The sequence below is a fragment of the Nonomuraea sp. B1E8 genome, from assembly GCF_039871515.1.
Classification (GTDB): Bacteria; Actinomycetota; Actinomycetes; order Streptosporangiales; family Streptosporangiaceae; genus Nonomuraea.
Window position 1 is genome coordinate 265,707 of sequence record NZ_JBDPLS010000009.1, and the last position, 21,532, is coordinate 287,238.

Below are 21,532 nucleotides of genomic sequence, written 5' to 3' on the forward strand. Positions count from 1 at the left end.
CCATGGGCGGCCGCGAGACGACGGCAAGGGTTGCCGGAGTCAGGCGGCCAGGCCCTCCTCCTGCCGCCGTCGCCCGGCCAGGAGGATCACGCCGCCGGCGGCGGCGAGCGCGCAGGTGATGATCACGAGCTGCACACCGAACGCGACCTCCTGAACCGGCAGCACCCGGTTGCCGATGTGCAGGCCGAAGTGCACGCCGACCGCCATCCACACCGTTCCCGTACGCGCCCGCGCCGCCCCGCAGGCGAAGCCGAGCGCGATCGCCTGGACCACGTAGAGCAGGCGCTCGGCGACGGTGTCCGCCGGGCTCTGCGAGATGATGTGCAACGCGCCGAACACCACGGAGGTCACCGCCAGCACCGCCACCGGCGACAACCGGTCCGACAGGATGTCGAACAGGTGCCCGCGCCACAACAGCTCCTCCGGGAAGGCCTGGCCGAGCAGGGCGAGGACGATCCCGAGCGGCAGGTACGGCAGCGCCGGCCGTACCACGTCCCACGGCACCCACGCGGCCACGCCGAGCGCCACCGACACCAGGCTCGACACGGCCACCGCGAGCGCGCCCGCCACCACGCCTGCGAGAAGGTGCGGCACCGCCGTCCGCGGCCGCGCGAGTCCCACGCCGCGCCACGGGCGCCGGTGCAGGAAGCGGCGGACCAGATAGATCAGCGCGAACGCCGCCAGCGTGATCCCGGCCGTGCCGAGCAGCTGGTAGAGGGGATGATCGGAGTCCAGCAGCAGGGTCACGGGGAGGGTGCCGCCGAACACCTGCGCGAACATGATGGCGACGGCGACCAGCACCGCCCAGACGGGATGGATGGCTCTCATGGGAGGCCACGCTAGGAACGCGGGCGAGGCGCGCACATCGGGCCGCGGACCGAATCGGCCATGACCATGGTCATGGGCCTTCAGGAGGATCCCCTCGCCCGCGCGGGATACTAGGGTCGCGGTCATGCAGTCCCGTCCGCCCCTGCTGCGCGATCCCGACCGGCCGGCCCTGTTCAGTGTCGTGTTCTGGCTGGTGCTCGCGGGCACCGCCGTGACCGGATACCTCGCCCATCCGGGGACGATCGCCGCGCTCGTGCCGTTCGGCGTCAACCTGACGGTGGTGACCGGGTCGTGGCTCCTGCTGCCGTGGCGGCGGGCCAGCGGGTGGCGGCGGCCGCTGGGCGTCGTTTTCCTGGTGGCGACGATCATGCTGGGGATCACCGGCTCGGCCGAGGTTCACATGCTCCTGACGCTCATCGGCATCGCGAACGTGGCATTCGTGCACGGCATGCGGATCGCCTGGACGATCATCGGCGGCATGGCCGGTGCCCTGTTCCTCACGATCGTGCTGCTCTTCGGGTACGGAGTGGAGAACGCCGTCGCCCAGACCGTGCCGTTCATCGTGTTCGCCGTGTTCGTGCTGGGCCTGACGTCGGCCGTGCTGGAGGCCCGCCGCAGGCGGGCGGAGGCACAGCGGCTGGCCGCTCGGGTCCGGGAGCTCACGGTCGCCGAGGAGCGGGCGCGGATGGCCGCGGACATGCACGACTCCATCGGTCACCACCTGACGGTGATCAAGATGAGCCTGGAGAACGCCGAACGGTTCCGATCCCGCCGGCCCGAGTCGGCCTGGGAGGAGGTGCGGCAGGCCAAGGAGACGACCGTGACGGCGCTGACCGACGCCCGCCGCTGGGTCAGGGCACTACGCCCGCTCGCGCTCGAAGGGCAGATCAGCGGCGCGGCGCTGGAGCGGCTCGCGGCCTCGTTCGACGGCACAGGGCTGGCGGTGTCGTTCGAGGTGGCGGGCGGGGAGGCGCCGCTGGATCCGGACGTGGAGCTGGTCCTCTACCGCGTGCTGCAGGAGTCCCTGACCAACGCCGTCCGGCACGCGAGCGCCCGGCACGTGAGCGGCAGGCTGGCCTTCGAGGACGAGCGGGTGGTGCTGGTGGTCGCCGACGACGGCCGTGGCCGCGTTCCTGACGCGCGCGGCGGCTTCGGCCTGCGCTCGCTCGCCGAACGCGCCCGCACAGTGGGCGGCGTCCTGACCGCCGGCAACCGCCAGGGCGGCGGCTTCGAGGTACGCGCGGAACTCCCCGTCCCGCCCGCCGGGGGCACCGCCTGGGACCCTGCCCGCGAACCTGACCGGAACCCCGCCGAAGACGTGGAGGCGGCGCGATGAGCACGATCCGGGTGCTGCTGGCCGACGACCAGGAGCTGATCCGGCGGGCGCTGCGCAAGATGCTGGAGATCGAGGACGGCATCGAGGTGGCCTGCGAGGCGGCCGACGGCGAGGAGGCGCTGCGCGTGGCCGGCGAGTGCCGGCCGGACGTGGCGCTGGTGGACGCTCGCATGCCGAGGATGGACGGCGTCGAACTCATCGCGAGGCTGTCCGCCCGGCATCCCGGCGTGGCCGCCATCGTGCTCAGCACCTTCGACGAGGACGACTACATCTTCGGCGCCCTGCGCGGCGGGGCCGTCGGCTACCTGCTCAAGGACTGTACTCCGGAGGAACTGGTGGACGGCATCCACCGGGCCGCGCGCGGGGAGACGGTGCTCGCCGCGTCCGTCGCCGGACGCCTCGTGGCCGAGATCCGCCGCCGCCCGCCCGCGCCGCGTCCCCGAGATGAGGGCCTGTCCGCCAGGGAGGCCGAGGTGGCCGGGCTGATCGCCGAGGGGGCAACGAACCGGGAGATCGCGGCGCGGCTGCTCGTCACGGAGGGCACGGTGAAGAACCACGTCTCAAGCCTGCTTCGCAAGTTCGCCCTCCCTGACCGGACCCGCCTCGCCCTCCACCTCAGGGACGTTCACCCACCCCACCCCTGACACCCCGCCCCTGACACCACGCCCCTGACACCCCGCCCACCGGCACCACGCCCTGTCCGAGCCTCAGGGCAGCGCCCCGCGGAGTGGTGCACGCGGACGGCCCACGGGGCGCGCGTCACGGCGGCCCGCCACGCGCACCCGGTGAGCGTCACCCTGGACGGGGCCCGGCCGCGTGCACAGGGTGGGCCCTCCCGCGCGAAGCCGTAAAAAGGAAAAGGAGGGATCGGTCAGGCGCCCAGGCAGGCCGGGCCGAGCAGCTCTTTCAGGTCGCCCATCAGGGCGGGGGACGGGGTCACGCGGAGGCGGTCGTCGACGCGCATCACCGTCGTCCTGGGCCCGTTGTGCACCTGCAGGTGCACCTCGGACGTGCCCGGATGCGTCGTGAGGATCTCCCTCAGCCGCCCCACCACCGGGGGTGTGCAGCGGGTCAGGGGCAGGCTCACCAGCAGCGGCCCGCCCGCCTCCTGGCTCAGGTCGGGGGCCGTCACCTCCATGGCGATGATCTTCGCGACGTCCTCGCGCTTGTCGATGCGCCCCTTGACGAACACGATGGCGTCCTCGGCCAGGATCGTCGAGCAGAGCTGGTAGGCCGACGGGAAGATCATCACCTCGATCGAGCCCGCGAGGTCCTCCAGCTGGGTCAGCACCCAGGTGTCGCCCTTCTTGGTGACCTTGCGCTGCACCCCGCTCAGGATGCCGCCCACGGTCACCACCTGCCCGTCGGAGCGGCTTTCGTCCTGGAGGGCGGCGATCGAGCAGTCGGCTCCCGCCGCGAGGATGTGCTCGACGCCGAACAGCGGGTGGTCGGACACGTAGAGGCCGAGCATCTCGCGTTCGAACTGCAGGAGCGTGGTCTTGTCCCACTCCCCCAGCGGGATCTGCACGTCGAAGGTCTGGTCCTCGCCGCCCTCGATCGCCCCGAACAGGGAGTCCTGGCCGATGGCTTCGTTCTTCTTGATGTCGATGATCGCGTCGACGGCCTGTTCGTGCACCATGACCAGCCCCTTGCGCACGTGGCCGAGCGAGTCGAACGCTCCCGCCTTGATCAGCGATTCGATGACCCGCTTGTTGCAGACGATGGCCGGCACCTTGCGCAGGAAGTCTTTGAAGTCGGCGAAGCGGCCCTTCTCCCTGCGGGCGATGATGATGCCGTCGACGACGTTGGCGCCGACGTTGCGGATGGCCGACAGACCGAAACGGATGTCGGTGCCGCGCGGGGTGAAGTCGAAGTCGGAGTCGTTGACGTCCGGCGGGAACACCTTGATGCCCATGCGGCGGCACTCGTTGAGGTAGAGGGCCGACTTGTCCTTGTCGTCCTTCACCGAGGACAGTAGCGCGGCCATGTAGGCGGCCGGGTAGTTGGCCTTGAGGTAGGCGGTCCAGTAGGCGACGAGGCCGTAGCCGGCGGTGTGGGCCTTGTTGAAGGCGTAGTCGGAGAACGGCAGCAGGATGTCCCAGAGCGCCTTGATGGCCGCGGCGGAGAAGCCGTTGTCCTGCATGCCCTTCTCGAAGGTCACGAACTGCTTGTCCAGCTCGGCCTTCTTCTTCTTGCCCATCGCCCGCCGCAGCAGGTCGGCGCCGCCCAGGGAGTAGCCGGCGACCTTCTGGGCGATGGCCATGACCTGCTCCTGATAGACGATCAGGCCGTAGGTCGTGTCGAGGATCTCCTTCAGCGGCTCCTCGAGCTCGGGGTGGATCGGGGTGATCTCCTGCTGGCCGTTCTTGCGCAGCGCGTAGTTGGTGTGGGAGTTGGCGCCCATCGGGCCGGGCCGGTAGAGCGCGAGGGCGGCGGAGATGTCCTCGAAGTTGTCGGGGCGCATGAGCCGCATCAGCGAGCGCATGCCGCCGCCGTCGAGCTGGAAGATGCCCAGCGTGTCGCCCCGCGCCAGGAGTTCGTAGGCCTTGCGGTCGTCGAGCGGAAGCTCCAGCAGGTCGATCTTCTCGCCACTGGTCGACTCGATCATCTTCAGGCAGTCGTCGATGATCGTGAGGTTGCGCAGGCCCAGGAAGTCCATCTTCAGCAGGCCGAGCGTCTCGCAGGTCGGATAGTCGAACTGCGTGATGATCGCGCCGTCGGAGTCGCGGCGCATGATCGGGATGTAGTCGGTCAGCACCTCGGCCGACATGATCACGCCGGCGGCGTGCACGCCGGTCTGCCGGATCAGGCCCTCCAGGCCCTTGCCGAGGTCCATCGTCGCCTTGACGTCGACGTCTTCCTCGTAGAGCTTGCGCAGCTCGCCGGCCTCGGCGTAGCGCGGGTGGTCCTTGTCGAAGATGCCCGACAGCGGGATGTCCTTGCCCATGACGGCCGGCGGGAACGCCTTGGAGACGCGGTCGCCGAGCGCGTAGGGGTAGCCCAGGACGCGGCCGGCGTCCTTGATGGCGGCCTTCGCCTTGATGGTGCCGAACGTGGCGATCATGGCGACCTTGTCGGCGCCCCACTTCTCGGTCACGTAGCGGATCACGTCACCGCGCCTGCGCTCGTCGAAGTCGATGTCGACGTCGGGCATGGACACGCGCTCGGGGTTGAGGAACCGCTCGAAGATCAGGCCGTGCGGGATCGGGTCGAGGTCGGTGATGCCCAGCGCGTACGCCACCAGCGAGCCGGCCGCGGACCCACGGCCGGGACCGACGCGGATGCCGTTGTTCTTCGCCCACATGATGAAGTCGGCGACCACGAGGAAGTAGCTCGGGAACCCCATCTGGATGATGACGCCCAGCTCCTTCTCGGCCCAGGCGCGGTGCTCCTCGTCGACGCCCTTGGGGAATCGCCGCTCCAGGCCCTTCCACACCTCCTGGCGGAAGTAGTGTTCTTCGGTCATCCCCTCCGGGACGGGGTAGGTCGGCATGAGGTTCTTGAACTCGAAGAACCCGGCCGGGTCGACCTTCTCGGCGACCAGCAGCGTGTTGCGGCACCCCTCGGCCCACAGGTCGGAGGAGTCGACCGCGCGCATCTCGTCGGCGGTCTTGATGTAGTAGCCGCTGCCGTCGAAGCGGAACCGGTCGGGGTCGGACAGCTGCTTGCCCGTCTGGATGCACAGGAGGGCGTCGTGGGAGGCGGCGTCGGACTCGTAGGTGTAGTGGGAGTCGTTGGTGACCAGAGGCGGGATGCCGAGCTCCTTGCTGATCCTGGTCAGGCCGTCGCGGACCCGGCGCTCGATGTCGAGGCCGTGGTCCATGATCTCCAGGTAGAAGTTGTCCTTGCCGAAGATGTCCTGGTATTTCGCGGCGGCCTTGAGCGCCTCGTCGTACTGGCCGAGCCGCAGCCTCGTCTGCACCTCGCCCGACGGGCACCCCGTGGTGGCCATCAGGCCGTCGGCGTGCTCGGCGAGGATCTCGGCGTCCATCCGCGCCCACTTGCGGACGAACCCCTCGGTGTAGGCGCGCGACGACAACCGCATCAGGTTGTGCAGACCCGCCTTGTTGCGCGCCCAGATCGTCATGTGGGTGTAGTAGCCGCCCGCCGAGACGTCGTCCCTCTTCTGGTGCGGCTCGCCCCACAACACGGGCTTCTTGTTAAGGCGCAGCTCGGGCGCGACGTAGGCCTCGATGCCGATGACCGGCTTGATGCCGGCGGCGGTGGCCTGCTTGTAGAAGTCGTAGGCGCCGTGCATGTTGCCGTGGTCGGTGATCGCGATCGCCGGCATGCCCAGGTCGCCGACCTGTTTGAACATCTGCTTGAGGCGGGCGGCCCCGTCCAGCATCGAATATTCGGTGTGTACGTGCAGATGGACGAACGAGTCGCTGGACGACATGGAGCGGCGCCTCCTGGCCTCGACGGGTTGTGCGATCCGACTTTAGTGGGCCCGGCCGACACTCCGGGGCCATCGCCCGCCACCGCGTCACAGCTGGACGCCGCCGCCAGGACATCGCGCCGCGCGGGCCGCCCGGACGGATCACCGGCTGGGTAGGCTCGATGGCGCATGCTGGAGTGATCGTTTCGGGGAGGACACGCTGGACGAGGCGAAGCGGAGGATCGCCCAGACCGTCGCCGCGGCCGCGCTCGGCGTCGCGCTGGCCCTGGCCTGCCTGCCGCTGGGCGTCTTCGAGAAGCTGGCCTGCGCCATGCTGGACACGGGTTGTCCCGCCACCCGGGAGCCGCCCGGCCGGCTGCCGCAGGTGACGCGGCTGACGCCCGTGGAGGTGGCGCAGAGCGGCGCGTACGTCGCGCTCGGCGACTCCTACTCCTCCGGTGAGGGCGTCTACGACCTTGACGAGCGGCCGGTCAACGACGGCGCCGACCGCTGCCACCGCGCGACGGGCTCGTACGTGCCGCTCGTGGCCGGGGCCTACCGGTTCGGCGGCGGCACCGCCTTCTTCGCCTGCAGCGGCGCCACCACGACCGACCTCTTGTCCGGCCAGCACGGCCGGCAGCCCCAGATCAGCCGCGTCGGCCCGGCGACCAGTCTCGTGACGCTCAGCATCGGCGGCAACGACGCCGGTTTCACCAAGGTGCTCACGGGCTGCATCGTCAAGCTGCCCGGCTCGTCGGCCTGCGTCGAGCAGGAGGCCGCCGTCGGACGCCGCATCGGGGAACTGCGCTCCAGCGTCCTCACGGTCCTCAGAGAGCTGCGCGTACGCGCGCCGGGAGCCCGCGTCATCGTCCTCGGCTACCCGCGGCCGTTCCCGGCGAACCCGGTGCGCACCGTCGACAACCTCAGCCCGCAGGACCAGCGGTGGCTCAACAGCATGACGCGCCGCCTCAACGACACGGTGGGCACGGTGGCCGCCGGCTTCGACCGCATGCTCGCCGCCTTCGAGGCGCCGGGCAGCGTGGAGTACGTGGACGCCTACGACGCCTTCACCGGACACGAGGTGGGACGGCCCGAGCCGTATCTCAACGGGCTGCACGTGGACATGGGCGAGCTCGCGGTCAACGCCCGCAGCTACCACCCGACGGGCGCCGGCTACCGCCGCTTCGCCGACCTCATCACCCGCCAGATCGCCAAGGGTCCCGGCCGGCCCCTGCACAACGTCCGCCTCACGACCCCCTGACCCGGCCGCTCCGGCGCCCGCGCGCTCAGCGGCGGGCGCGCTCCTCGGCCAGGTGGAGGCCCGCCTCGATGACGGCGTTCATGATGGGAGCGAGCCGGTGCTCCCCCAGCGACGGCGCGCGCGACGCCATGCGTTTCACGAGGGCGCGCTCCCGGTCGAGGTCGCGCCCGGCGAAGCCGCCGACGGGCTTGATCCGCTGGACGATGCCCGCCAGCGCGGCTCTGCGCTCCAGCAGCGTCGCCAGCGCGGCGTCGACCCGGTCGATCGCGTCCCTGCACTCCGGCAGCGTGGCGGGCGCCTCAGGACGGAGCAGGGCGCCCACGACGGTCACGGCCTCCTCGGCCACCCGCAGCGCCGCCTCCTGGTCGGCATCGGGGATCGCCCCGGGGTCCGCCATGGCTCCCGGCAGTCCGATCCCGTCCGCCGCCGCGAACTCCCGGGCCACGACGCCCGCGTAACCTGACCGCCTGGTCCCCGCGGGGTCGTTCTTGCCCGCGTGCCCGGGGTCAGCCATCCCGCCGTGCCCGCCACCGGCCGCGCCCCCGCGACCTGCGGAGTCCGCCCCGCCGTTCCGGGAACCGGCGCCGCCGGGCCGCGTGGAAGCGTGGGCGCGGTCGCCGGAGGAGGCGGCCGGGTTGCCCGCGCTCTGGGAGGGCGCGGGGAGGAGGAGGCCGTCGGCGCCGGCGGCGACCGCTGCGGCGGATAGCCCGACATTTCGGGAAACGTCGGCGAGCACCGGCCTCCCGGACGCCACCCGCGCGGCCCGCATCAACCCCAGATCCAGCGAAGGCCCCTCGCAGAGGATCACCTGCCCGTCCCCCTCTGCCGCGCAGTAGCCGGCCAGCCCGAGCCACTCCTCCAGGGTCCCCGCAGCCCGTCGCTCCACCACGACCGGCAGGCCCAGCCCGGCCGCCGCCCGCACCAGCGGGATGTCGCGCGTCCACGACGATCCCACCACCACCGCTCCGGCGAGCGCGGCGATCGCCGGAAGGTCGGCCGCCGAGAGCGGCTCCACCAGCAGCGGGGCCGACCGCGCGGCCCGCTCGCGCAGCACCTCGTACACGTCCGCCCGCCCGTGGCGCTCCCGCAGGCTCACCCGGCCGTCGATCACCACGGCGGGCCCCTCGCCCACGAGCAGCCCGCCCACCGCCACCGCGTGCCGTTCCAAGGTCGATGACATCTCGATCCCTCGCTCGGGCCGGCTCTCCGGAACCGGCAGGAAAACCAAAAAGGCAGAGACGGGGCGTCTCTGCCTCTGCCGACTCCAGGTGGTCGCTAGCCGCCGACCGGCCCTCCTGGAGCCGGCTCGGTAAACGCGTAGCGACAAGTCATGTCTGAAACCTTACACCCATGCCTCCACCTGCTGGACGATGCTTCTCACATGGCGGACTGGCCCTCCGGCGAGTCGCCGTTGATCCCTGCCTATGGGAGTATTTCTTGGCCTAGAGGGAGGGTTTGAGGCCGTTGATGTCGGATCGCAAGCAGGACGGACGCCGCATCGCCGGCCGCTACCAGCTGCAGGAACCCATCGGCAGGGGCGGAATGGGCATCGTCTGGCGTGCCCACGACGAGCTTCTTGACCGCACGGTCGCGGTCAAGGAGGTCAGGTACGCCGCCGCCCTGGGCGATGAGGTGCAGCTACTGAACCGGCGCACCATGCGCGAGGCGAGAGCGGCGGCGAGATTCGAGCATCCCAACGTGATCGTCGTGCACGACGTGATCGAGGAGGATGACAGGCCCTGGATCGTCATGCAGCTCGTCCAGTCACGTTCGCTGGGCACGGTGATCAAGCAGGACGGGCCGCTGCCGCCCAAGCGGGTGGCCGAGATCGGCCTGGCCGTGCTCGACGCGCTGCACCGCGCACACGAGGCGGGCGTGCTGCACCGCGACGTCAAGCCGGAGAACGTCCTGCTCGCCGACGACGGCAGGGTCGTGCTGACCGACTTCGGCATCGCCACGCTGGAGACGGAGACGCAGCTGACGGTGACGGGGCTGGCCGGCACCCCGGCGTTCATCGCGCCCGAGCGGCTCAAGGGGCTGCCCGCGCGGCGCGAGTCGGACCTGTGGTCCCTGGGCGCCACGCTGTACACGGCCGTGGAGGGCCGTTCCCCGCACGAGCGGGGGATGGCGCTGGCCACGATGCACGCCGTGCTCACCGACGAGCCCGATCCCATGCCGCACGCCGGCCCGCTCGCCGAGGTGATCAGCGGGCTGCTGGTGAAGGAGCCGGTGCAGCGGCTCACGTACGAGGAGACGCAGCGGCTGCTGCGCGCCGCCATCGCGCAGGCGAGTCCCCCGCCCACGGCGCAGTTCCCCGCCGCCCAGCCGCTCGAGGTGCCCCCTCCGGCCGGCGCACCGGCCAAGGCGCGCAAGGTCCCGTTCCCGCCCGTGTCGGCGAGCAGGCCGCGGCGGGCGCCCGCCCCTGCCGTGGACGAAACCCCGACCGACCCGGCCCTGGCGGCCGCGGCGGCCCGGGCCGTCCCGGAGACCGGCGCCCGGATCTCCCCGCTGACGGAGGAGCCCCGGCCGGCGTCGGAGCCGACGGTGGACGCGGCGAGGCCGGGCCAGGTGCGGGCCGGGATGGTCGTCGCGGCCGCCGCGGCGGTCGTTCTCGTCGCCGGCGTGGGCGGCTACCTCGGCCTGCGCTCGGCCCCCGACGACCAGGCGGCGGGCGGGCCGGTCACCTCCGCGCCCGCGACGCTCACGCAGGCGTCGCCGAGCGCCTCCGCGAGCACCTCGCCGTCGGAAAGCCCGTCCGGGGATCCCTCGCCGAGCCCCAGCGACAGCCCGGCCCCGGAGCCCAGCGAGACGGCGAACGCGCTGCCCGACGGGTGGAAGATGTACAAGGACAAGAAACTGGGCTTCTCCATCGGGTTACCCAAGGGCTGGGACGTATGGGACCGCGGCGGCAGGCAGGTCAAGTTCAAGGGGCCGGGCGCGGCGTCCAACGCCTATCTGATGATCGAAGAGGCGGCCAAGCCTGGGAGTGACCCGTACAAGGACTGGAAGAAGCAGGAACCGCACCTCAAGCACAACTTCGGTGGCTACAAGAAGCTCGACATCGAGAAGGTCGACACCGAGAAGTTCGGCTACATGAAGGCCGCGGCCGACTGGGACTTCACCTGGAACACCAACACGGGCAAGACCCGCGTGCGCAACCGGGGCTTCGTCACCACCAACGGACGGGCGTACGCGATCTACTGGCACACCCTGAACAGCCACTGGAAGGCCGACTACGACTTCTTCGAAGGGTTCTGCGCGACGTTCAAACCGGCGAAGTAGGCTTCCCCGCGTGGCACGGCAGGTCAGCAACCGATACCACCTCCTCGAGCCTCTCGGCGAGGGCGGGATGGGTGTGGTCTGGCGGGCCTACGACCAGCTGCTCGACCGCACGGTCGCGATCAAGGAGGTCCGCTACTCCGGCGTCGGCGACGCGCGGCGGGCCGAGCTCACCCGCAGGACCATCAGGGAAGCCAGGGCGGCGGGCCGCCTCGACCACCCGTCGGTGATCGTCATCCACGACGTCGTCGAGGAGGACGGCCGCCCGTGGATCGTCATGCAACTGGTGCCCTCCCGCTCGCTGGCGGAGGTGATCCGCGAGAGCGGTCCCCTGCGCGTGGGGCAGGTCGCGGTGATCGGCGGCCGGGTGCTCGGCGCCCTGCGGGCCGCGCACGCGACCGGGGTGCTGCACCGCGACGTGAAGCCGGAGAATGTCCTGCTCGCCGACGACGGCAGGGTGGTGCTCACCGACTTCGGCATCGCCTCGATGGAGGCGGAGGCAGGGCTGACGGCGACCGGCAATGTGGTGGGCACGCCCGCCTACATGCCTCCTGAGCGGCTGAACGGCGATCCGGCCGGGCCCGAGTCCGACCTGTGGTCGCTGGGGGCGACGCTCTACGCGGCCGTCGAGGGCGAGCCGCCGTTCAAGCGCGACTCGTGGGCCGCGACGGTGGCCGCGGTGCTGCGTGACGAACCCGAGCCGCCGACGCGGGCCGGAGCGCTGAAGCCGGTCATCATGGGGCTGCTGCGCAGGAACCCCGCCGCCAGGATGCCCGCGGAAGAGGCCGCCAGGCTCCTGTACGACGCCGCCGGCGCACCCGACCGGCCGGCGACGGCCACCGGCCCCGCGACGCCAGGCCGGGCGGGCGGCACGGCCGAGGTCCCCGGCCCGCCGGACGGCGCCCGCGCGGTGACCGGCGGCCGGTTTCCCGCCGGCGACCGGCGGCCCACGGAATCCGGCCGGCGTGCGCGTGCCAGGACCTGGTGGATCGCGGTGCCCGCGGCGGTGATCGGGGTGGCGGTGCTGGGCACGGGGGGCGTGCTGCTGTCCGACGGATGGACGGCGACCCCCACGACCGGCCCCACGACCGGCCCCACGACCGGCCCTACAGGCGGCGAGCCCACCGCGACGCCCACGCCCACTGAGCCGACACCTGGGCCGACCACTGAGCCGGACCCCACGAGGGCGCCGGTGCCGGAGGGCTGGCGGACGTACACGAGCGCCGCGGGCCGCTTCTCGATCGCCCTGCCCCGGCAGTGGAGGGCCGAGAAGCACGCCACCAGGGACAGCGTCTCCTTCTCCCGCCCAGGCGCCTCCGGCACGATGATCGTCGAGTGGACCGTCCCCGACATCCCGTGGGACGACCCGCGCGGGCACTGGATCGGCCTGGAGAAGGAGATCCTGGCGAAGAAGCTGTTCAAGGGCTACGAGCGCATCCGCATCACGCCCACGAGGTTCCTCGGCCGCGAGGCCGCCGACTGGGAATTCACCCGGGAGCGTGACGGTTCCACCATTCACGTGCTCAACCGCGGTTTCCACACCGCGGACGGCCGCCCGTACGCTCTCTACTGGGAGACCACCCAGGCGCGCTGGCAGCGTGACCGGCACTACTTCGCGGCGTTCGCGAAGACGTTCAGACCCGAATGACCATGAAGGAACAAGCACACTTCTGGCGGCACCCGGCGGTGCCGGAGACCGACCTGCTCAAAGCCCGCTACGTCACCCACCGTTTCTCCCGGCACGTGCACGACGGCTACGCCATCGGGGTCATCGTGGGCGGCGTCGAGGAGTTCCACTACCGCGGCACCCTGCACCGGGCGGGCACGGGCGAGCTGGTGCTGGTCAACCCCGACTCGGTGCACACCGGGCAGGCCGGCGTGCCCGGCGGGTGGGCGTACCGCATGCTCTATCCGTCGATCGACGCGCTGTCCTCGGTCGCCGCCGAGCTGGGCGCCCCCTACGCGACGCCGCACTTCCCCGAGCAGGTGGTGCGCGACGACGAGGTGGCGGCCCTGCTCGGGCGGGCGCACCAGGCGGCCGAGCGGGGCGACGCGCTGGCCGCCTCGACGTTGAGCCGCACGCTGTTCGCCCGGCTGGTGACGCGCCACGCCACGCCCAGGCCGGCCGCGGCCCTGCCCGCCGAGGGCAGGCGGGCCGTGCGGGAGGCACTCGACCTGCTCCACGGCAGCCTCGTCGACCCGCCGACGCTGGACGATCTCGCCGGCGCGGTGGGGGCGCGGCCGTTCGCACTGCTGCGGGCGTTCAAGGCCGCGACGGGCATGCCGCCGCACGCCTACCTCACCTCACTCCGGGTACGCCAGGCGCGCCGGCTGCTGCTGTCCGGGGTACGCCCCGCGCAGGTGGCGGCCGAGGTGGGCTTCACCGACCAGGCCCACCTCAACCGGCATTTCAAGCGTGTCGTGGGCGTACCTCCCGCCGCCTACCAGCGCGCTGCAGGAACGTACAAGACCGGCGCTTGACCCCACGCCTAGCCTCGGCGGCATGGAACAGACAACACACCGTTCCGCCGCCGTGCGGGACGGCTTCGGCGTGGGCCTGGCCGTGGGGCTGTCCGGGCTCGCCTTCGGCGCCGCGGCGGTCACCGCGGGCCTGAGCGTGCCGCAGGCGTGCGTGCTGAGCCTGCTGACGTTCACCGGCGCCTCGCAGTTCGCGCTGACGGGCGCGGTGGGCGCGGGCGGCGACCTGGTGGCCGCCACCCTCGGCGCGCTGCTGCTCGGCGGCCGCAACACCCTGTACGGCCTGCGCCTGGCCGACCTGCTGCGGGTACGCGGGCCGCGCCGGCTGGTCGCCGCGCACGGCGTGATCGACGAGACCGCGGCCGTCTCCCTGGCCCAGCCGACCCCGGAGGCGGCGCGCACCGGCTTCGCGACCACGTTCGCCAGCCTCTACGTCACGTGGAACCTCACCACCCTGGCGGGCGCGTACGGCACGTCGTTCCTCGGTGACCCTGACATGGTGGGCCTGGACGTGGTGGGCCCGGCCGCGTTCCTGGCCATCCTGTGGCCCCGTCTGGCGAAGAGCGCCGAGCTGCGCCTGCTGGCCGGGGCCGGCGCGGCGATCGCCCTGTGCGCGACCCCCTTCCTGCCGCCGGGCGTCCCCGTGCTGCTGTCGGCCGCGGCGGTTCTGGTGGTGATGGCCCGATGACGTTGTGGTGGGCCATCGCCGCGCTCTGCGCCGGCTGCTACGCGCTCAAGCTGGCCGGGCTGGCCGCGCCGCAGCGGGTGCTGGAGCATCCGGTGGTGAGCAGGTTCGCCGAGCTGGTGCCGGTGGCGCTGCTGGCGGCGCTGATCGCGGTGCAGATGTTCACCGAGGAGGGCGGGCTGTCGTTCGACCCGGCCCGTGCGGCGGGTCTCGGCGCGGCGGTGATCGCCCTGCTGCTGCGTGCCCCGTTTCTGATGGTTCTGGCGTCTGCGGCGGTCATTACCGCGCTTGTCCGGATTTTTACTGGGTAGTCGCTCGTGCATGACCGATGCAACGGGGATGGTCGGTGGACGGTACCGGCTGGTCAGGATGATCGGCCAGGGCGGCATGGGCACGGTGTGGCAGGCGCACGACGAGGTGCTCGGCAGGGACGTGGCCGTCAAGGAGGTCCTGCCGCCTCCCGACCTCACGGGTTCGGAGCGCGAGGTGTTCGCCGTACGCACCTTCCGCGAGGCCAGGGCCGCCGGCCGGGTGGCGCACCCGAGCGTCGCCGCCGTGTACGACGTCCTGGAGGAGCGCGGGCACCCGTGGATCGTCATGCAACTGGTCCGCTCCCGCACGCTCGGCGAGGCGATCCGCGAGGACGGCCCGATGCCCCCGTCACAGGCCGCCCGCGTCGGGCTGCAACTGCTGGAGGCGCTGCGCGCGGCCCACGCGGCGGGCGTGCTGCACCGGGACGTCAAACCGGACAACGTGCTGCTCACCAAGGACGGCCGGGCGGTGCTGACCGACTTCGGCATCGCGACCACGGAGGACGAGGCCCCCGTCACGAGGACGGGCATCCTGATCGGCACGCCCGCCTACATGGCGCCGGAGCGCGCCGCGGGCGGCCGCGCTGGACCGGCCTCGGACCTGTGGGCGCTGGGCGCGACGCTCTACCTGGCGGTCGAGGGCGACTCGCCCTTCCAGCGGGAGAACGCCCTGGCCACGCTGGGCGCGGTCATGCACGCCGAGCCGGAACCGCTGTCGCGCGCGGGGGCGCTGGCTCCCGTACTGCTCGGTCTGCTGCGCAAGAACCCTGCCGAGCGCATGTCGCTGGAGGAGGCCGAGCAGCGGCTGGCCGCGATCATCGCGGGCGCGGCGCCCGACCCCACGGGCCCCTTCGCCGCACCGGAGACGCGCGGAGGCGCGCCGCCCCGGACGATCCCGGGGACGGCGCGACGGAGGCGCGAGCTGCACCTGGCCGCGATCGCGGGAGGCGCGCTGCTCGTGGGGCTCGTCACGGGAGGCGCGGTGTGGTTCTCGAACCAGCCGTACAACGTGCCGGCACATCAGCAGGTGCCCATCGTGGTGACGACCTCGGGCGAGCCGACGCCGACGGAGGAGGCGTCATCGGAGGCGCCGTCGGAGGAGGCGTCGCCGCGGCCGGAGCGATCCTCGGAGAGCGGCCCCGTCTCCAAGCCGGGAGGGGAGACGCCGGCGCCGCCGACGGCCCGTGAGCGGCCGGAAACCCCTCGCGAGGAACGCGGCCGCGTCACGCGCGCGCCCGCACCCACCGAGTCCGCGGAGAAACCGCGCGAGGACGAGAAGGTGGAGAGGCCCGGCCGGACCCCCGGCCAGGTCGAGGGCTCCGAGGACGGCGGGGCGGCGGCCGGCGAGACCCAGGAGAGCGAAACCGGGTCCTGATCAGGACTCGGCGCGGACGATGTCGAGGGCCTTCTGCAGGTCCTGCGGGTAGTCGGTGCCGAACGACATCCACTCGCCCGTCTCCGGGTGCTCGAACCCCAGCGCGACCGCGTGCAGCCACTGCCGGATGACGCCCAGCCTGGCCGCGAGCGTGGGGTCGGCGCCGTAGAGCAGGTCTCCGACGCACGGGTGGCGCAGCGCCGACATGTGCACCCTGATCTGGTGGGTGCGCCCGGTCTCCAGCTTGATGTCGAGCAGCGACGCCGCCCGGAACGCCTCGATCGTGTCGTAGTGGGTCACCGACGGCTTGCCGCCCGCCACCACGGCGAACCTGCCGTCACCCGACGGGTGCCGGTCGATGGGCGCGTCGACGGTGCCCCTGAACGGGTCGGGATGCCCCTGGACCAGCGCGTGGTAGCGCTTGTCGACCGTACGTTCCTTGAAGGCCCGCTTGAGATGGGAGTAGGCGTGCTCGCTCTTGGCCACCACCATCGCGCCGGTGGTGTTGGCGTCGAGCCGGTGCACGATGCCCTGCCGCTCGGCCGCGCCGCTGGTGGCGATCGTGTGCCCGGCCCCCATCAGCCCGCCGATCACGGTGGGGCCCGTCCAGCCGACGGTCGGGTGGGCGGCCACCCCGATCGGCTTGTTGACCACCACGATGTCGTCGTCCTCGTGGACGATCGTCATGCCCGGCACCGGCTCGGCGACCGGCATGGGCGTGGTGATCGGCGGCGGCATCGTCACGTCGAGCCAGGCGCCCGCGTGCACCCGGTCGCTCTTGGCCGGTTGCCTGCCGTCGACCAGCACCTCGCCGGCCCCGATCAGCTCGGCCGCGCGCGTGCGGGAGAAGCCGAACAACCGCGAGAGGGCGGCGTCGAGCCGCTCGCCCTCCAGGCCGTCGGGGACCGGCAGGCTCCGCTGCTCAGTCATCCCCGGCCACCTCCTTGGAGCCGTCGATCTGCACGTTGCGCCAGGCCAGGAGCACCGCGAGGATGCCGCCGCAGACGATCGCCGAGTCGGCGATGTTGAAGACGGGGAAATAGTCGATCACGGGGAAGTGCCCGGGGAACACCTCGATGAAGTCGACGACGTGCCCCTGGAACTGCGTGGGGCGCCCGATGCCCGACGGGTAGCGCAGGAGGCGGTCGGTGAGGTTGCCGAACGCCCCGCCGAGCAGCAGGCCGAGCGTGACCGCCCAGGCCCTGCTGCCCAGCTTGCGGGCGGTGCGCACGATGGCGACAACCACGCCGGCCGCGATGATGGTGAAGATGAACGTCATCCCGGTGCCGATGCTGAACGCGGCCCCGGGATTGAAGATCACCCTGAACTGCAGGACGTCCTGGATGACGACCAGCGGCGCCTCGCCCTCGAGCGTGCGCAGCACCACCGTCTTGGTGACGAGGTCGGCCGCGTAGATCACGGCCGCCAGCACGATGAGGACGGCGAAGAGGCGCCGGCGTGGGCTGCCTACCGGCGTTCCTCCCTCTGCTTGCACTTGACGCACAGCGTCGCCCTCGGGAACGCCTGAAGGCGTTCCTTGCCGATCGGCTTGTGGCACGATTCGCACACTCCGTAGGTCCCTGCGTCGATCCTGGCGATCGCACGTTCGTTCTGCGCGACCAGATCGCGCGCATTCAGGGTAAGGGCGATCTCGCGTTCGCGCTCATACGTCTTCGCGCCGGCGTCCGCCTGGTCGTCGCCGGCTCCTTGGGTGACGTCTCCAGAGGCTATCTCGGACTCGTGCCGGAGGATGTCCGCGTTGAGTTCGTCGATCTCGCTCTGCAGTCTGCCGCGTACCTCGGCCAGCTCCTCGCCCGACCACATCGACGGTGTAGCGGTCTGCGTGACTGCCGCCATGGCTGCCTCCATTGCTGATCAAGGCCCGTAATGGTGCGGGCAGCTTAGGATCCGGATAACGGAACGGCAAACGACCCGCCGGTCGGTTTACCTCCCCCGTACTATCCCGCCACGCGCATTCAACTCCTCCTCAGCGGCGTCCATTCCCACAACTTTGTCGCCGTTTACGACTTCCGGACTGACATGTCTGGACATCTATGGCCGTAGCCTCCCCCACCAGGGAAACCGGGAAGCCTTCGCCCCCACTCTGCGTTATGGTTTGAATCTGCAAGGCGTTGATGGGGCCCCACTGTGAGGGATATCACCCCGGAGCCGCCGGAAGAACGGCTCGTCCGAGCTCATTAGACCCGGCAGCAGAGCGAATGAAGAGGGCTCCGCCCAGCGCGGAGCCAAGAAGGGTGGTACCGCGGAGCCGCACGGCTTCGTCCCTTCACGCCAGCCAGCCGGCCGATCAAGCGTGGAGGTCACGCCCGAGATGTCCCCAACATTCCGCTCTCTTCCCGCGCAGGTCGACCTGCCCGCGCTCGAGCGCGAGGTCCTCGACCGCTGGCGGGACGGGAAGATCTTCGAGCGGTCCGTCGAGCAGAACACCGGCAACCCGTCGTGGGTCTTCTACGAGGGCCCGCCCACCGCCAACGGCCTGCCCGGCGTCCACCACGTCGAGGCGCGGGTCTTCAAGGACCTCTTCCCGCGCTACAAGTCCATGCGCGGGTTCAGCGTCCCGCGCAAGGCCGGCTGGGACTGCCACGGCCTGCCCGTCGAGGTCGGCGTCGAGCGCGAGCTGGGCCTGTCCGGCAAGAAGGACATCGAGACGTACGGCATCGCCGAGTTCAACGCCAAGTGCCGCGAGTCGGTGCTGCGGCACGTCGACGCGTTCGAGCAGCTGACCGAGCGCATGGGCTACTGGATCGACCTGTCCCAGGCCTACCGGACGATGGACCCGTCCTACATCGAGTCGGTGTGGTGGTCGCTGAAGGTCGTCCACGACAAAGGGCTGCTGTTCCGCGACTTCCGGATCACCCCCTACTGCCCGCGCTGCGGCACCGGCCTGTCCGACCACGAGCTGGGCCAGCCCGGCGGCTACGAGACCGTCTCCAGCCCGTCGGTCTACGTCCGCATGCCCGTCACGTCCGGCCCGCTGGCCGAGCTGGGCGCGGCGCTGCTCATCTGGACGACCACGCCGTGGACGCTCGTGTCGAACACGGCGGTCGCCGTGCACCCCGACGTGACCTACGTCGCCGCCCGCACCGCCGGCGGCGAGGTGCTGGTGGTGGCCGAGCCGCTGCTGTCCGTGCTCGGCGAGGACGCGACCGAACTGGCCCGCTTCACCGGGCGCGAGCTGGAGCACACCCCCTACTCCCGCCCCTTCGACCTGGTCGACATCCCGGGCGCCCACTACGTCGTGCTGGGCGACTACGTCACCGTCGACGACGGCACCGGCCTGGTCCACCAGGCTCCCGCGTTCGGCGCCGACGACCTGGCCGTCATCAAGCGGTACGACATGCCGGTCGTCAACCCGATCGGCCCCGACGGCCGCTTCCTCGACGACGTGCCCATGGTCGGCGGGCGCTTCTTCAAGGACGCCGACGAGGAGCTGACCGGCGACCTGCGCGCCCGCGGGCTGCTCTTCCGCGGCGGCCACTTCGACCACAGCTACCCCCACTGCTGGCGCTGCCACACGCCGCTGCTCTACTACGCGCTCCCGTCCTGGTACATCCGCACCACCGCGGTCAAGGACCAGATGCTGGCCGAGAACGCCAGGACCAACTGGTATCCCGACACCATCAAGTGGGGCCGGTTCGGCGAGTGGCTGCGCAACAACGTCGACTGGTCGCTGTCGCGCTCGCGCTACTGGGGCACGCCGCTGCCGCTGTGGGTGTGCTCGGCCGACGAGTCCCACGTGACGTGCGTCGGGTCGCTGCAGGAGCTGGGCGAGCTGGCCGGCCAGGACGTCTCGGCCCTCGACCCGCACCGCCCGTACGTCGACGACGTGACCTTCGCCTGCCCCGACTGCGGCGAGCAGGCCCGGCGCGTCCCCGACGTGATCGACGCCTGGTACGACTCGGGCTCCATGCCGTTCGCGCAGTGGGGCGAGCGCGGCAGGCCCGAGGGCGTCTACCCGGCGCAGTTCATCTGCGAGGCCACCGACCAGACGCGCGGCTGGTTCTACTCGCTGATGGCCGTCGGCACCCTCGTCTTCGGCCGGTCCTCCTACGAGAACGTGCTCTGCCTCGGCCTCATCCTGGCCGAGGACGGCCGCAAGATGAGCAAGCACCTGGGCAACATCCTCGAGCCGATCCCGCTGATGGAGCAGCACGGCGCCGATGCCCTGCGCTGGTTCATGGCCTGCTCGGGATCGCCATGGGCGTCCCGCCGGGTGGGGCACACCACCCTCGAGGAGATCGTCCGCAAGGTCCTGCTGACGCTCTGGAACACCGCGTCGTTCTTCACTCTCTACGCCAACGCCGAGTCGTGGTCGCCGTCCCGGCTGCGGGAGGCCGCACCGGCGGCCGAGCGCCCGCTGCTCGACCGCTGGGCGCTGGCCGAGCTGCACCGCACGGTGGCCGAGGTGACGGCGTCGCTCGACGACTACGACACCCAGCGGGCCGGGCGGCGGCTGGCCGACTTCCTCGATGACCTGTCCAACTGGTACGTCCGCCGCTCCCGCCGCCGCTTCTGGCAGGGGGAGCAGGACGCGTTCGCCACCCTGTACGAGTGCCTGGAGACGGTGCTGCGGCTGATGGCGCCCGTCACGCCGTTCGTCACCGACTACCTGTGGGACATCCTGCGGCCGGGGGACGCTCCCTCCTCGGTGCACCTGGCCTCGTGGCCCGAGGTGCGTGACGACCTGCTCGATCCGGCGCTGTCGGAGCAGATGGCCCTGGTCCGCCGGCTGGTGGAGCTGGGCCGTTCGGCCCGTGCGTCGTCGGGCGTCAGGACCCGGCAGCCGCTCCGCCGGGCCCTGGTGGGCGCGCACGGCTGGCCGTCGTTGCCCGCCGAGCTGCGCGGCCTGGTGGCCGACGAGCTCAACGTCCAGGCTCTGGAGGACATGTCCGGCTTCAGCGCCGATCTGGTGTCCTACTCCGTCAAGCCCAACTTCCGGGCCCTGGGCAAGCGCTTCGGCTCCCAGACCAAGCTCGTGGCCACCGCGGGGGCCGCCGCCGACCCCACCCACGTGGCCAGGGCCCTGCGCTCGGGCTCCACGGTCACGGTGGAGGCCGGCGACCTGGGCGAGGTCACGCTCGGCCCCGACGAGGTGATCGTCAACGAGCAGCCCCGCTCGGGCTGGGCGGTGGAGACGGGAGCGATCGGCACGGGCACGGGCGAGACGGTCGCCCTCGACCTCGAGCTCACCGACGACCTGCGCCGCGCGGGTCTGCTGCGCGAGGTCATCCGCCTGGTGCAGGAAGCCCGCAAGTCGACCGGCCTGTCCATCACGGACCGGATCGAGCTGTGGTGGACCGCGTCCTCGCCCGACCTGGCCGCGGCGTTGCGGTCGGACTGGCAGGTCGTGGCGGAGGAGGTGCTGGCGACGTCGGTCACGGAAGGCACCGCGGCAGACCTGCCGTCCCACACGGACGAGGACCTCGGGCTGACCTTCCAGCTCCGCCGCACCTGACACAGGGCCGGCCGGGCCACGTGCGGCCCGGCCACGCCCGCCCCCTCCCAAGGCCCGCACCGTACGCTCAACGGCGGGCGACCACGTACGTCCCCGCGCCTTCCAGGGCCCGCGCCACGCACTCG

At 71.6% G+C, this 21,532-nt stretch carries 16 protein-coding genes; 10 read left to right on the top strand and 6 right to left on the bottom strand.

Annotation, left to right across the window (positions count from 1 at the left end; translation table 11 throughout):
• Positions 1 to 39: 39 nt before the first annotated feature.
• A complete protein-coding gene (locus tag ABGA98_RS28775) occupies positions 40 to 828 on the bottom strand; it encodes a type II CAAX endopeptidase family protein (RefSeq protein WP_347621529.1) in 789 nt (262 codons plus the stop codon).
• A 124-nt stretch (positions 829 to 952) separates the two neighbouring features.
• Between ABGA98_RS28775 and ABGA98_RS28780 the strand changes: the two genes are divergently transcribed.
• Entirely contained in the window at positions 953 to 2,164 is a 1,212-nt protein-coding gene (locus ABGA98_RS28780) for a sensor histidine kinase (protein WP_347621530.1), read from the top strand.
• Positions 2,161 to 2,808 carry a response regulator transcription factor gene (locus ABGA98_RS28785; protein WP_347621531.1) on the top strand — a complete coding sequence of 216 codons (648 nt, stop codon included), beginning with the start codon at positions 2,161 to 2,163 and terminating at the stop codon, positions 2,806 to 2,808. Before ABGA98_RS28780 ends, ABGA98_RS28785 begins: the two co-directional genes overlap by 4 nt.
• A gap of 227 nt (positions 2,809 to 3,035) precedes the next feature.
• On the opposite strand, the gene dnaE is transcribed toward ABGA98_RS28785, so the two are convergent.
• Complete coding sequence (dnaE, locus tag ABGA98_RS28790; RefSeq protein WP_347621532.1) at positions 3,036 to 6,563, bottom strand: DNA polymerase III subunit alpha; 3,528 nt, start codon at positions 6,561 to 6,563, stop codon at positions 3,036 to 3,038.
• Positions 6,564 to 6,873: 310 nt separating this feature from the next.
• Between dnaE and ABGA98_RS28795 the strand changes: the two genes are divergently transcribed.
• Positions 6,874 to 7,803, top strand: a complete 930-nt coding sequence (locus ABGA98_RS28795; RefSeq protein ID WP_347621533.1) for an SGNH/GDSL hydrolase family protein — start codon at positions 6,874 to 6,876, stop codon at positions 7,801 to 7,803.
• Positions 7,804 to 7,828: 25 nt separating this feature from the next.
• Here ABGA98_RS28795 and ABGA98_RS28800 read toward each other — a convergent pair whose 3' ends face one another.
• On the bottom strand, positions 7,829 to 8,125 hold the full coding sequence (locus tag ABGA98_RS28800) for a chorismate mutase (RefSeq protein WP_347621660.1): 297 nt from the start codon (positions 8,123 to 8,125) through the stop codon (positions 7,829 to 7,831).
• Between the two features lie 1,145 nt (positions 8,126 to 9,270).
• Between ABGA98_RS28800 and ABGA98_RS28805 the strand changes: the two genes are divergently transcribed.
• The 6 genes from ABGA98_RS28805 to ABGA98_RS28830 are packed head-to-tail and all read left to right on the top strand — an operon-like array spanning position 9,271 to position 15,931.
• Complete coding sequence (locus ABGA98_RS28805) at positions 9,271 to 11,085, top strand: serine/threonine-protein kinase (protein ID WP_347621534.1); 1,815 nt, start codon at positions 9,271 to 9,273, stop codon at positions 11,083 to 11,085.
• A 10-nt stretch (positions 11,086 to 11,095) separates the two neighbouring features.
• Positions 11,096 to 12,730, top strand: coding sequence for a serine/threonine-protein kinase (locus ABGA98_RS28810; protein WP_347621535.1), 1,635 nt, complete (start codon positions 11,096 to 11,098; stop codon positions 12,728 to 12,730).
• A gap of 2 nt (positions 12,731 to 12,732) precedes the next feature.
• A complete protein-coding gene (locus ABGA98_RS28815) occupies positions 12,733 to 13,563 on the top strand; it encodes an AraC family transcriptional regulator (RefSeq protein ID WP_347621536.1) in 831 nt (276 codons plus the stop codon).
• 22 nt (positions 13,564 to 13,585) lie between these two features.
• Complete coding sequence (locus tag ABGA98_RS28820) at positions 13,586 to 14,248, top strand: AzlC family ABC transporter permease (protein WP_347621537.1); 663 nt, start codon at positions 13,586 to 13,588, stop codon at positions 14,246 to 14,248.
• Entirely contained in the window at positions 14,245 to 14,556 is a 312-nt protein-coding gene (locus ABGA98_RS28825) for an AzlD domain-containing protein (RefSeq protein WP_347621538.1), read from the top strand. The genes ABGA98_RS28820 and ABGA98_RS28825 overlap by 4 nt, the downstream gene beginning before the upstream one ends.
• 10 nt (positions 14,557 to 14,566) lie before the next feature.
• Positions 14,567 to 15,931 (top strand): protein kinase, encoded by a 1,365-nt coding sequence (locus ABGA98_RS28830; RefSeq protein ID WP_347621539.1) that lies wholly within the window; start codon positions 14,567 to 14,569, stop codon positions 15,929 to 15,931.
• On the opposite strand, the gene ABGA98_RS28835 is transcribed toward ABGA98_RS28830, so the two are convergent.
• Genes ABGA98_RS28835 through ABGA98_RS28845 form a run of 3 tightly spaced genes read right to left on the bottom strand, consistent with a single transcriptional unit; the run spans position 15,932 to position 17,788 of the window.
• Positions 15,932 to 16,861, bottom strand: a complete 930-nt coding sequence (locus tag ABGA98_RS28835; RefSeq protein WP_347621540.1) for an RluA family pseudouridine synthase — start codon at positions 16,859 to 16,861, stop codon at positions 15,932 to 15,934. It lies immediately after the preceding gene.
• Entirely contained in the window at positions 16,854 to 17,363 is a 510-nt protein-coding gene (gene lspA / locus ABGA98_RS28840) for a signal peptidase II (protein ID WP_347621541.1), read from the bottom strand. The genes ABGA98_RS28835 and lspA overlap by 8 nt, the downstream gene beginning before the upstream one ends.
• A 35-nt stretch (positions 17,364 to 17,398) precedes the next feature.
• Positions 17,399 to 17,788 (bottom strand): TraR/DksA C4-type zinc finger protein, encoded by a 390-nt coding sequence (locus ABGA98_RS28845; protein ID WP_347621542.1) that lies wholly within the window; start codon positions 17,786 to 17,788, stop codon positions 17,399 to 17,401.
• Positions 17,789 to 18,263: 475 nt separating this feature from the next.
• Between ABGA98_RS28845 and ileS the strand changes: the two genes are divergently transcribed.
• A complete protein-coding gene (gene ileS, locus ABGA98_RS28850) occupies positions 18,264 to 21,407 on the top strand; it encodes an isoleucine--tRNA ligase (RefSeq protein ID WP_347621543.1) in 3,144 nt (1,047 codons plus the stop codon).
• Positions 21,408 to 21,532 lie beyond the last annotated feature (125 nt).

Excerpts from the sequence above, each read along its gene's own strand:
- ABGA98_RS28805 (WP_347621534.1), top strand. The coding sequence starts at position 9,271 with ATGTCGGATCGCAAGCAGGACGGACGCCGCATCGCCGGCCGCTACCAG.
- ABGA98_RS28785 (WP_347621531.1), top strand. The coding sequence starts at position 2,161 with ATGAGCACGATCCGGGTGCTGCTGGCCGACGACCAGGAGCTGATCCGG.
- ABGA98_RS28825 (WP_347621538.1), top strand. The coding sequence starts at position 14,245 with ATGACGTTGTGGTGGGCCATCGCCGCGCTCTGCGCCGGCTGCTACGCG.
- ABGA98_RS28835 (WP_347621540.1), bottom strand. The coding sequence starts at position 16,861 with ATGACTGAGCAGCGGAGCCTGCCGGTCCCCGACGGCCTGGAGGGCGAG.
- dnaE (WP_347621532.1), bottom strand. The coding sequence starts at position 6,563 with ATGTCGTCCAGCGACTCGTTCGTCCATCTGCACGTACACACCGAATAT.
- ileS (WP_347621543.1), top strand. The coding sequence starts at position 18,264 with ATGTCCCCAACATTCCGCTCTCTTCCCGCGCAGGTCGACCTGCCCGCG.
- ABGA98_RS28780 (WP_347621530.1), top strand. The coding sequence starts at position 953 with ATGCAGTCCCGTCCGCCCCTGCTGCGCGATCCCGACCGGCCGGCCCTG.
- ABGA98_RS28815 (WP_347621536.1), top strand. The coding sequence starts at position 12,733 with ATGAAGGAACAAGCACACTTCTGGCGGCACCCGGCGGTGCCGGAGACC.
- ABGA98_RS28775 (WP_347621529.1), bottom strand. The coding sequence starts at position 828 with ATGAGAGCCATCCATCCCGTCTGGGCGGTGCTGGTCGCCGTCGCCATC.
- ABGA98_RS28845 (WP_347621542.1), bottom strand. The coding sequence starts at position 17,788 with ATGGCGGCAGTCACGCAGACCGCTACACCGTCGATGTGGTCGGGCGAG.
- ABGA98_RS28830 (WP_347621539.1), top strand. The coding sequence starts at position 14,567 with ATGACCGATGCAACGGGGATGGTCGGTGGACGGTACCGGCTGGTCAGG.
- ABGA98_RS28795 (WP_347621533.1), top strand. The coding sequence starts at position 6,874 with ATGCTGGACACGGGTTGTCCCGCCACCCGGGAGCCGCCCGGCCGGCTG.
- ABGA98_RS28820 (WP_347621537.1), top strand. The coding sequence starts at position 13,586 with ATGGAACAGACAACACACCGTTCCGCCGCCGTGCGGGACGGCTTCGGC.